The following is a 9,245-nucleotide window of genomic DNA, read 5'->3' as shown; positions in this document are numbered from 1 at the left end:
CCATCGGCGCGGGCACCGACGTCGCGATCGCCTCGGCCGGAGTCATCCTCGCCAGCGATGACCCGCGTTCGGTGCTCTCGGTGATCGAACTGTCCAAGGCCAGCTACCGCAAGATGAAGCAAAACCTTTGGTGGGCAGCGGGATACAACCTGATCTCGGTGCCTCTGGCTGCCGGGATCCTCGCCCCGATCGGATTCGTGCTGCCCATGTCGGTCGGTGCCATCCTGATGTCGGCGTCCACGGTGGTCGTGGCTCTCAACGCCCAACTCCTGCGCCGCCTGGACCTACGCCCGCAGACCAGCACCACCCACGCGCTGCACGACACCCGCACCACAGCCAGCACCGGGTAAGGAAACAGACCCTTGAAAAGGAGATGATTGTCCGATGACGACATCGTCCGCACCGGAGAACGAGTGCGCACACACCGCGCACGGCTACATCAGTGACAAAAGCCGCTACCTCGCGCGACTCAAACGCATCGAGGGCCAAGCCCGCGGAATCCACCGCATGGTCGATGAAGAGCAATACTGCATCGACATCCTCACCCAGATATCGGCGCTGACCAAGGCGCTCGAAGGTGTCGCGCTCGGCCTGCTCGACGACCACCTCAAACACTGCGTCCTCGACGCCGCCCAGGCCGGCGGCGCCACCGCCGAGGACAAGATCGCCGAAGCCTCCGCCGCCATCGCCCGACTCGTCCGTTCCTGATCCCCACCCGCACAACCGATCACGCCCGACCCTCGGTGCGGACGCATCCGCTCACGTCCGTGGCTGTCGCACCCACTGCGGCACCACCGGCCCGCCCGGGGCCGGGCGTTCGGCCTCGGCATCAACGGCCAGCACCACCCCACGCTCGGCCAGCCACTGTGCGGGATCGACATTCACACCGGCGGGATCGAGAACCTCGAAATGCAGGTGCGGGCCGGTCGACACACCGCGGTTGCCCACCGTGGCCACGATCTGGCCCATCCGGACCCGAGTGCCCTGCTCGAGCAGATTCTCATCGTTGTGGCCGTAGGTGGTGATCGTTCCGTCATCGTGGCGGATCCGCATCCACAAGCCGAAGCCTTGCGCTGGGCCTGCGGTGATGATCTCCCCATCAGCCACCGCGACAATCGGAGCACCCAGATCGTTGCCGATGTCGATGCCCTGATGGCCGCGCCCATCCCCGAACGTCGAGGTGATCGAGCCGGCAGTAGGCGCCACCGCGCCACCGCTCCCCGGCACCGCAGCACCCGGAGCCCCCGGTTGTGGTTGCGGCCCATGCGGGACGCTGGGATCGTGCGGCACCAACGCTGCCACCAACGTTGCCACCAGACGAGCCAGCGGCAACGCATCGATGATGCGAAAGCCACTGAGCGGATCGACCGTCGAGGAAAACGCGCCGAAACACTCCAACGCGGCCACACTGCCGCCGTCGCTGCTCCCGGACTGCGCATGACCGCGTAAACACGCCGACGCATGCTTGATCGGCTCACCCAAGCTTGCTGCCGCCGCACCGCCCAGCGCCGCCTTGACCGTGTCCTGCACGAGAACCACCAACTCCCGGGCGACATGGTCATCGGGTGCGGCCGCCGCGGGCAGCACCGGCGCCCACGCCACACCCACTGCCGTCGCCACCGCGACCACCATGAGCATCCACCGCCTGTTCACAGCTCCCGCGAACGAAGCCACCATGTGCATACCGTCGAACCCTTCTGACGTCGACGTCGACCACCACTCGGGCGGATCGATGCCGAAAGTCCACGCCGAGAGAGCGACGCCCAGCATCACACCACTCACACCACTAGTCCCACCAGTCACACAGGTTTCCACGACTTCAGCCGTGATTTTCGTCGCGAGACATGCTTCTCGCAGGTCAGTAGGGAAGAGGCGAGGGCCCGAACCGCACCGAACTACTATCGTGGCTAGTAGAATTGTTATCGAAGCGCCACCTTTGTGTGGCGTCTGAAACAAGGAGGACTGATGTCGACAAAGCGCGCGCGGATCATGATCGGGGCATCAGCGGCGGGCCTGCTGGTGTTGGCAGGCTGTTCCGACACCGAGGGGCAAGACCACTCCTCGATGACGGAAATGGTCACCACCACCTCGATAGCGGCACCATCGTCTGCGGCCGACATGGGTGAACACAACGCGGCCGACATGACCTTCGCCCAGGAGATGATTTCCCATCACGCACAAGCGATCACGATGAGCAACATCCTGCTCGATAAGAGCGACATCAGTCCCGAGGTCGTCCGACTGGCCCAGAAGATTAAAGCCGCCCAGCAGCCCGAGATCGACCAGATGAAGTCCTGGGTGACCACGTGGGGGGCTTCAATGAGCTCGAGCTCGCAGGGCCACGACATGGGTCAGATGAGTGCCGGGGAATCGATGTCGCCATCAATGGGCGGTCACGACATGCCCGGGATGATGACCGAACAGCAGCTCCAACAGCTGCGCGAGGCCCAGGGGACCGCGGCGGCTCGCCTCTACCTCACGCAGATGATCGAGCACCACCGCGGCGCCGTCGCCATGGCCAAGACCGAGATCCAGGACGGGAAGAACCCCGAAGCCATCGCACTGGCGCGAAAGATCATCTCCGACCAGGAATCAGAGATCGCCGAGATGCAGCGACTGCTAGCCGGCCTGTAAGTGGCCCAGCCGCACCCGCCCGACGGCCTCGAGCAGATGACACGCTCGCTATCACCATCACAGCAGGCAAGCTACCGCCACCAGCGCCGACACGGCGCCGGTGGCGGTGATGACGGTAGGTAGGACAACAACCCCTGCAACCGTGGCAGCGGCCTTTGCGTGGTGACCACGTGACACACATCGCCGACCGTCATATAGCCGGTGCAAACGCGGCGCCACACTCGCAAAGTCACTGATCGACAACGCCCCCGCCGGAGAATCCGACGACCCGGCCGATCGGGCCAGCGTTCCCAACGCCGAGCACACAGTCCGGGTGCCGACCTGTTCGGCCGCCCGTGCATCAGCGGCCTGCTCGACGAGTGTCGCCACCTCATCAGCACCGCGAGCGAACAGCGGAATGAACGGCAACGCTCGGCCCAGAACCCCAGCGAGCAACACGATCGCGTGATGCCGCTGGCGTCGGTGTGCGCGTTCGTGAGCCATCACAGCATTCAGTTCAGCGCCGGTCAGGACGTCCTGCAAGCCCGTCGTCGCAGCGATCCCCGCGTTGCGGCCCGGCAAACAGAATGCCATCGGCCGCTGATCTCTGAGCCACCACACATCAGGAAACCGATCACAACGTTGGCCAACCAGACGTAACGATTGCAGATAGTGATCGCGTGCCCGGCGCATTGCGACCGCAGCACGTGCCACCAGGGCCACCACCCAAACGACCGCCGCCACCGTGCTGGCCAGCACCGCTACCCCAGCCACGGTCTCCACCTGGGCCGGCGCGCCGTGAGACAACACACGCAGGCAGGAGGCCACCGCTGACAACTTATGCACGCCGAAGTGGTTCGGCACCACCAGCACCGACACCGCAGCGACCCATAACGCCGTGAACATCGCCTGGGCGGCCGGCCACGCCACCAACACCCACCGAGCGTCGATGCGTGGCTGGATACGCACCATCCACCGCGGCCACCACCAACCCAGCAGAGCCGCTGCAGCCACCAGCACCACCGCCATGCTCATCAGCGCCTACCCAGCGCCGACGGTGTTCAACTCGCTGGGACCGTTTCTCCATCAATCCTTCTTCCCTCGCCACACGGCACAGCACCCAAGTATGACCAGAACATCCGCCTGCATGCCCCAGGAACTCGGCATCGCAACCCATAGAACGCTGCCTACTAATGGAGATAGTATTTAGAGTTGATGTGGACAGGGGTCATAGTGAACCTCGCCGACAAGGGAGTGTTTCGGTGGTCACAGGTTTTGAGCACGTCGATGATGAGCAGCGCCGGTACCGAAAGGCCATGCGAGACGTCCGGCGGGCGCCAACACCCCACTCAGCGCACACTTTCTTCGCCGAAGCACATGGCCTCTGCACGACCAACCGCCGACGGCACGTCACCGCTCATCTAGGCATGGCGCGCCAGCTGGCGAAGCTCGGCGACAATCGAGGATCGATACACCACACGGCCGCAGCGATTGGCGTTGCCGCCAGGATTCGAGCCTGCCCTAGGTGACATGGCCGGCCGATCGTGCATGGTGCGTCGTCGACCCGCACTTCGCCACCATCGGTGCCAGTGCCGCCGCAATCGCCGACATCCTTACCGACTCGAGCATCGATACCGTCGACGACGACCCAAGAGTCGATCCCCCGCGCTACCTCTGATGGCGGAGCGGCAGCACAGCGGATCACCAGCTACGACGTCATAAGGTAAATTGTCGGCGAATTGCGTTGTGTAGCAATATCTTCCGTCACCAGTGACGAAAGTGAACGGGAATCACGGGGCCGAACGCCCCGGCTGATGTACATTCGCAACAGCGAACCGGATCACATTGGTGGCTCTTAGAGCGCGCCGATGGTGATGTTGTTCGTTGCACGCCAACAGCTTTGGCTACTTGTGACTGCGTCTGACCGCAGCTGGCTCGCGCGCCGCGAACATGCTTGCCCAGTTGTCGACTACAGCAAAGATCCGGTTTGCTAATGTGGCGACGCGTTCTTCTGAGTTGCCACACTCAGCCGAAGGCCGTTTCTCACAGGATCGGAGGGGAGGGCGGTGAGACCCCCTACTGTGCAGCCCCTCTCCCCTCCGTCCTGGCTCCGAGGCCGCGTGTCACCCCATGCAGGGAAGGTCAGTGCCCGATCTGGTGTAGTAGCTGCGAGACCGGCATTTTCAGAGCTTTGGCGATACGTGCCAAGGTGATGATCGTCGCGCGGCGCGATCCGTCTTCCACTCCGCGCAGCATGTTGCGCTCGACGCCGGCCTCGAGACCCAGGGCCCGCTGACTGAGGCCCAGTTCCTCGCGGCGGGTCGTGATCGCTTCTCCGAGAGCGCGTAGCAACGCGGGTTCGTCGATGTCGACGGCCATGACGGCTCCTCCTCCCCCGTCGCCCGCCAGGTCGGCGGACGCACTCGGCGTGGCTGAGCCTACCGGCGAGGTCGCCGCATACGGCAGTGCGACGGCGGTGCGCCCGGTCGGCGCGGGACAGCTGCTCACTGCGCGGGTTTCACGATCGTCAGGGTCAGCTGGTCGTCGTCGATGTGCTCGTCGAACTCCTCGATGGCCAGCCAGTGGTCGCAGACGTACTGGTCGCGCTCGGAATCGTCCATCGCTGCCCACTGCTCGGGCAGCGGGCCGACGTAGCGCTGCACCCGGCGGACCAGATACGACCGCTCGACAACCTCGGTGCGCGCCAGCTCGGGCATCGCTTGCTCGACCAGCCCGACGAGGGCCGCGGCCGCGTCATGTTCAGCGTCGACACTGCCTGCGAGGTCGCAGGCTTGGCGCCACTGCTCGATGCTTGCGGCGATCGCTCGCGCATGACTACTCATCGGTGTTGCCGCGCAGTTGTTTTCGGTGGTCGTTGCCATGTGCTGCTCCTTCTTGCTCCGTGCCTTGATGGTTGCTTATAGGCTACCGCTAATGGTAGTCTATAGGCAACCACTAAGGATGGAATGAGCGAGGAAGCGACGATCATGGGGCACATCATCTCGAAGACAGCGGAACACCGTCCGGCGCTGCGCCGCAGACGATTCCGCCACGACAACCCGACCGCGCTGGACTTGTTCTCGGGATTCGGCGGATTCACCCAGGGCATCGAGGCCGCCGGATTCGACACCATCGTCGGGGCCAACCACAACCGCTACAAGGTCGAGGTACACGAGGCCAACCACCCGCACGTCGAGCACTGGATCGCCGATCTGATCAACACCGACTCCGACACCTACCACTCGGTGCGTGAACTCCCGGCGGCCGACCTGCTGGTCGCGGGGGTGACCTGCACCAACCACTCCCAGGCCAACACCCAACGTGCCTACGAACAGGGTCTGACGTTGTTCGACCTCGACGACCCCGAGTTCGAGGAACGCGCCACCCGGTCCGAGCGGGACCGCGCCACGGCCAACTGCGTGCTGCACTACGCCGATCAGCACCACCCGCTGCTGATCCTGGTCGAATGCACCACCGAGTTGCAGTCCTGGGGACCAGCGGTCCCCGGCCGACGCAAGGTCGGCGATGGCTCGACGTATCGGTGGTGGCTGCGCGAGATCACCAAGCTCGGCTACGAGCACAAGGTGCTCTACCTCAACTCGATGTTCTTCGGCGTCCCCCAGAGCCGGGACCGGCTCTACATCGTGTTCTGGGACCGCGCACTGCCCGCCCCCGACCTCGACCATCGCCCCCAGGCGTGGTGCGGCCCCTGCGATGAGGCCGTCGAGGCGATGTGGGCGTGGAAGACCGGCGTGCCCGCCAGCGGATCGGTGCGCTACGGCAAGCAGTACAACTACCGCTGCCCGCGCTGCTTCGGTGAGGTCTCCCCCACCACCACACCGTCGTTGACGGCCCTGGACCTCAGCCACCTGGGCACCCGCATCGGCGAGCGGACCAAACCGCTGGCCCCGGCGACCATGGCCCGCGCGGAGCGGTGCCGCCAGAAGTTCGCCGAGTTCCCCACTGTGCTGATGCCGGCCAAGGCCCAGCGCGGCGTGGAACGTCATCCGCTGCAACCGATGGCCACCCAGACCTCGCAGCAAGAGACCGCGCTGCTCAGTACTGGCGCCATCATGGTCGCGGCCGGAAACACCTTCGAGCGCCCCGGATCGCAGTGCCGGACCCGGACCCTGGGTCAACCGTTGTGGACCCAGCCCGCCACCAACACGACCGGCCTGCTCACTCCCCCGGTCGCCATGGCCATCAACAACTTCCAGGGCGCACCACGCGGCCTCGACGAGGCCCTGCCCACCCAGGGCGGCTCGGAAACGCTGAGCGTCGTGTCCTCGGGTGTGGTGCCCTTCCGCAAGCACACCACCCCGACCAGCCACGCCCAGGCCATGCCGACAGTCACCGCCGAACAGACCCCGGGCCTGCTCACCGCGACCGGCGACCCCGCCCTACTCGCAGGCTGGTTCAAACAGAACGGCAGCACCGGCACCGAGACCGCCGCGCACCCGCTCACCGACCCACTGGGCACCCTGACCAGCCGCGACACCACCGCCCTGCTGGCCTCCCACTGGCGCGACGCCCTCGCCGAGATCCCGCTCGATGAGTGCTTCTTCCGCATGATGACCCCGCACGAGGTCGGCCGCGGCTGCGGATTCGACCCCGACTTCGGCGACCACAAAGGCACCTTCACCGTGTGGGGCAAAGGCCGCGACCAGATCGACGGCTACGGCAACGCCGTCACCCCACCCGTGCCGCTGTGGATCGGCACCCGCCTACGCGAAGTCCTGCACCCCACCAGCGGATGACGGCGTCGACCGCCCCGGCACACCGTGACCCCTGTGCCGGGGCATCCGGCCCAGTCCGGACGGACGGGCCGCGCTCGGACAGCTCGGAAAGCCTCACCGATCACACCCGTTGCTATTATTGCTGCATGATCGACGCTGGCCGGTGGGGCGCGATCCGCGACCTGGCGGATCGCCAGTTCGGCCTGTTCACCGCCGCCCAAGCCCGCAACCTCGGCGTCGCGCCGTACGTCCTGGCTCGCCTCGCCGCGCGCGAGGCCATCGTTCGGGTCCACCACGGCGTCTACGAGCTCCCCGAGTCCTCGGCCTGGACGACCCTCGGTGACTGGGCGGCACAGTGGTTGGCGCTGCACCCGGCCGCCGACATCGAGGAACGACGAGCACGCCCCGACAGCGTCGTGAGCCACGCCGCCGCCGCCCAGGTCCTGCGCCTGGGCACGATCACCGCATCCGGGCTCGAGCTGAGCAGCCCACACCGCATCAACGTCCGCGACCCGTCGGTGCGCACCTGGCGCCGGCCGATCGGTGACCGCGGCCGCGACTGGGACCTCGTCGATGGGCTGCCGGTGACCACACCCGCGCGCACCATGGTCGACCTGCTCCTCACCCATGGCGACGGCGGACACCTCGGAACCGCGCTACACACCTGCCTGACCGAGTCGCTGGTCGACGCCGACGAGCTGATCGCAGCGTGCGACCGGGCCGCACCGCGCTGGAACTACGCCTCGGGTGCTGAGCTGTTCGCTTCGCTGCTCGATCAGGCCCAGATGCCGGCCGAACCGGTGCTGGTCGGCTGATGGCGTATGCGTCCGAGGAGGCCTTCCGCGCCGGGCTGAAAGCCCGCCTGTCCGCCGAAGCGCGGACGAGCAGGTTCAGTCGCGACGAGCTCGCTCAGACCGTGACCCTCCAGTTGTTCCTGGCCCGGCTGTTCCGCTCCCCCGACGCCGACCAGTGGATCCTCACCGGCGGCACCGCCCTGCAATTCCGGGCGCCGACCCAGGCCCGCCCCACCGCCGACGCCGATCTCGCCACCCGCCTCGACGCCGAACACATGCAGCACTCGCTGCGCCAGGCCGCCCACCCCGCACCGGGCGACTTCGGCGAGTTCGACATCACCATCACCGCGACCCGCAGCCCCGGCTTGTTCGCCGGACGTATCCGCTACAACATTGCCGGACAACGGTTCTCCGACGCCACGCTCGACCTTGCCACCCACCGGGAGATGCTGCTACCGCCCGAGACGATCAGCCCGCGCCCGGTGCTCGCGCTCGACGAACTCGACCCCATGCCCGTGATCCGGATGCAGGCCGCCGCCGAAGCGGTCGCCGACAAGGTCGCGGCCCTCTATGAGCTGCACGGACCTCACGGCGACAGCCCCTCGACCCGCGCCCACGATCTGGTCGACCTCGTCATCCTCGCCCGCACCCAGTCGTTCGATGCCGAGCAGCTGCGCGCCGCGATCCGCCACCAAGAACAGCGCCGCGACCTGACGGTTCCGGTCCCGTTGGTCCTGCCCAACCCGACCTGGGAACGTGACTACCCCCAACGCGCCGCGCACAGCGGCTTGCCGGCGCACCTGCACCAGGCCGACGCCGCGCTCGCGGCCGCCAACAGCCTCATCGAACCGATCCGGACGGACGCGACTGGGAACGGTCAGTGGAACCCCGACGACGGTGCGTGGACCTCGCAGAGAACGCGCTCGATCGGAGAACTGCTCGGCGACACCCGCGCCCCACGCTCGGCGCCGAGCACACCCGCACCCGAGACATCCAGTGGGACGTCGGCACCGAGGGTGGAACGTTGGGTGGAACGTTCCCGGGATCACGGACCCGAGCTTTAGATTTGACCAGCGCGCCCGGCGCAAAGCGGGCAGCGCGC

10 protein-coding genes and 1 pseudogene are annotated in these 9,245 nt (G+C 66.5%); 7 read left to right on the top strand and 4 right to left on the bottom strand.

Features of this window, described 5'->3' with window-relative positions; translation table 11 throughout:
* Positions 1-350 (top strand): annotated as a pseudogene (locus BJF87_RS00790) (heavy metal translocating P-type ATPase); the annotation flags it as partial.
* 34 nt (positions 351-384) lie between these two features.
* Positions 385-708 carry a metal-sensitive transcriptional regulator gene (locus BJF87_RS00785; RefSeq protein WP_035755503.1) on the top strand — a complete coding sequence of 108 codons (324 nt, stop codon included), beginning with the start codon at positions 385-387 and terminating at the stop codon, positions 706-708.
* A 51-nt stretch (positions 709-759) separates the two neighbouring features.
* On the opposite strand, the gene BJF87_RS00780 is transcribed toward BJF87_RS00785, so the two are convergent.
* On the bottom strand, positions 760-1,683 hold the full coding sequence (locus BJF87_RS00780; protein WP_075862500.1) for a M23 family metallopeptidase: 924 nt from the start codon (positions 1,681-1,683) through the stop codon (positions 760-762).
* A 282-nt stretch (positions 1,684-1,965) separates the two neighbouring features.
* On the opposite strand from BJF87_RS00780, the gene BJF87_RS00775 reads away from it, so the two are divergent.
* A complete protein-coding gene (locus tag BJF87_RS00775; protein WP_075862491.1) occupies positions 1,966-2,634 on the top strand; it encodes a DUF305 domain-containing protein in 669 nt (222 codons plus the stop codon).
* Positions 2,635-2,691: 57 nt separating this feature from the next.
* Here the strand turns inward: BJF87_RS00775 and BJF87_RS00770 are convergent, their stop codons facing one another.
* Positions 2,692-3,648, bottom strand: a complete 957-nt coding sequence (locus tag BJF87_RS00770) for a M56 family metallopeptidase (protein WP_075862490.1) — start codon at positions 3,646-3,648, stop codon at positions 2,692-2,694.
* 490 nt (positions 3,649-4,138) lie between these two features.
* Here BJF87_RS00770 and BJF87_RS26220 point away from each other — a divergent pair, with 490 nt between their 5' ends.
* Entirely contained in the window at positions 4,139-4,291 is a 153-nt protein-coding gene (locus BJF87_RS26220; RefSeq protein WP_187346440.1) for a hypothetical protein, read from the top strand.
* 464 nt (positions 4,292-4,755) lie between these two features.
* On the opposite strand, the gene BJF87_RS00765 is transcribed toward BJF87_RS26220, so the two are convergent.
* Together BJF87_RS00765 and BJF87_RS00760 are read right to left on the bottom strand one after the other, a co-directional pair.
* Positions 4,756-4,992 (bottom strand): helix-turn-helix domain-containing protein, encoded by a 237-nt coding sequence (locus BJF87_RS00765; RefSeq protein WP_084813133.1) that lies wholly within the window; start codon positions 4,990-4,992, stop codon positions 4,756-4,758.
* A gap of 125 nt (positions 4,993-5,117) precedes the next feature.
* Positions 5,118-5,495, bottom strand: a complete 378-nt coding sequence (locus BJF87_RS00760; protein WP_139319396.1) for a hypothetical protein — start codon at positions 5,493-5,495, stop codon at positions 5,118-5,120.
* An 84-nt stretch (positions 5,496-5,579) separates the two neighbouring features.
* Here BJF87_RS00760 and BJF87_RS00755 point away from each other — a divergent pair, with 84 nt between their 5' ends.
* The 3 genes from BJF87_RS00755 (at position 5,580) to BJF87_RS00745 (ending at position 9,207) form a co-directional block, all read left to right on the top strand.
* The gene (locus BJF87_RS00755; protein WP_258325148.1) at positions 5,580-7,370 is read left to right on the top strand and encodes a DNA cytosine methyltransferase; all 1,791 of its coding nucleotides are present in this window, start codon (positions 5,580-5,582) and stop codon (positions 7,368-7,370) included.
* Positions 7,371-7,495: 125 nt separating this feature from the next.
* Positions 7,496-8,164 (top strand): type IV toxin-antitoxin system AbiEi family antitoxin domain-containing protein, encoded by a 669-nt coding sequence (locus BJF87_RS00750; RefSeq protein ID WP_075862488.1) that lies wholly within the window; start codon positions 7,496-7,498, stop codon positions 8,162-8,164.
* The gene (locus BJF87_RS00745; RefSeq protein WP_075862487.1) at positions 8,164-9,207 is read left to right on the top strand and encodes a nucleotidyl transferase AbiEii/AbiGii toxin family protein; all 1,044 of its coding nucleotides are present in this window, start codon (positions 8,164-8,166) and stop codon (positions 9,205-9,207) included. Before BJF87_RS00750 ends, BJF87_RS00745 begins: the two co-directional genes overlap by 1 nt.
* Positions 9,208-9,245: the final 38 nt, after the last annotated feature.

This window comes from Gordonia sp. CNJ-863 (assembly GCF_001942325.1).
In the GTDB taxonomy this organism is placed as follows: domain Bacteria; phylum Actinomycetota; class Actinomycetes; order Mycobacteriales; family Mycobacteriaceae; genus Gordonia; species Gordonia alkanivorans.
The sequence above is the reverse complement of the archived record's forward strand: the minus strand, read 5'-3'. Positions and strand labels throughout refer to the sequence as shown.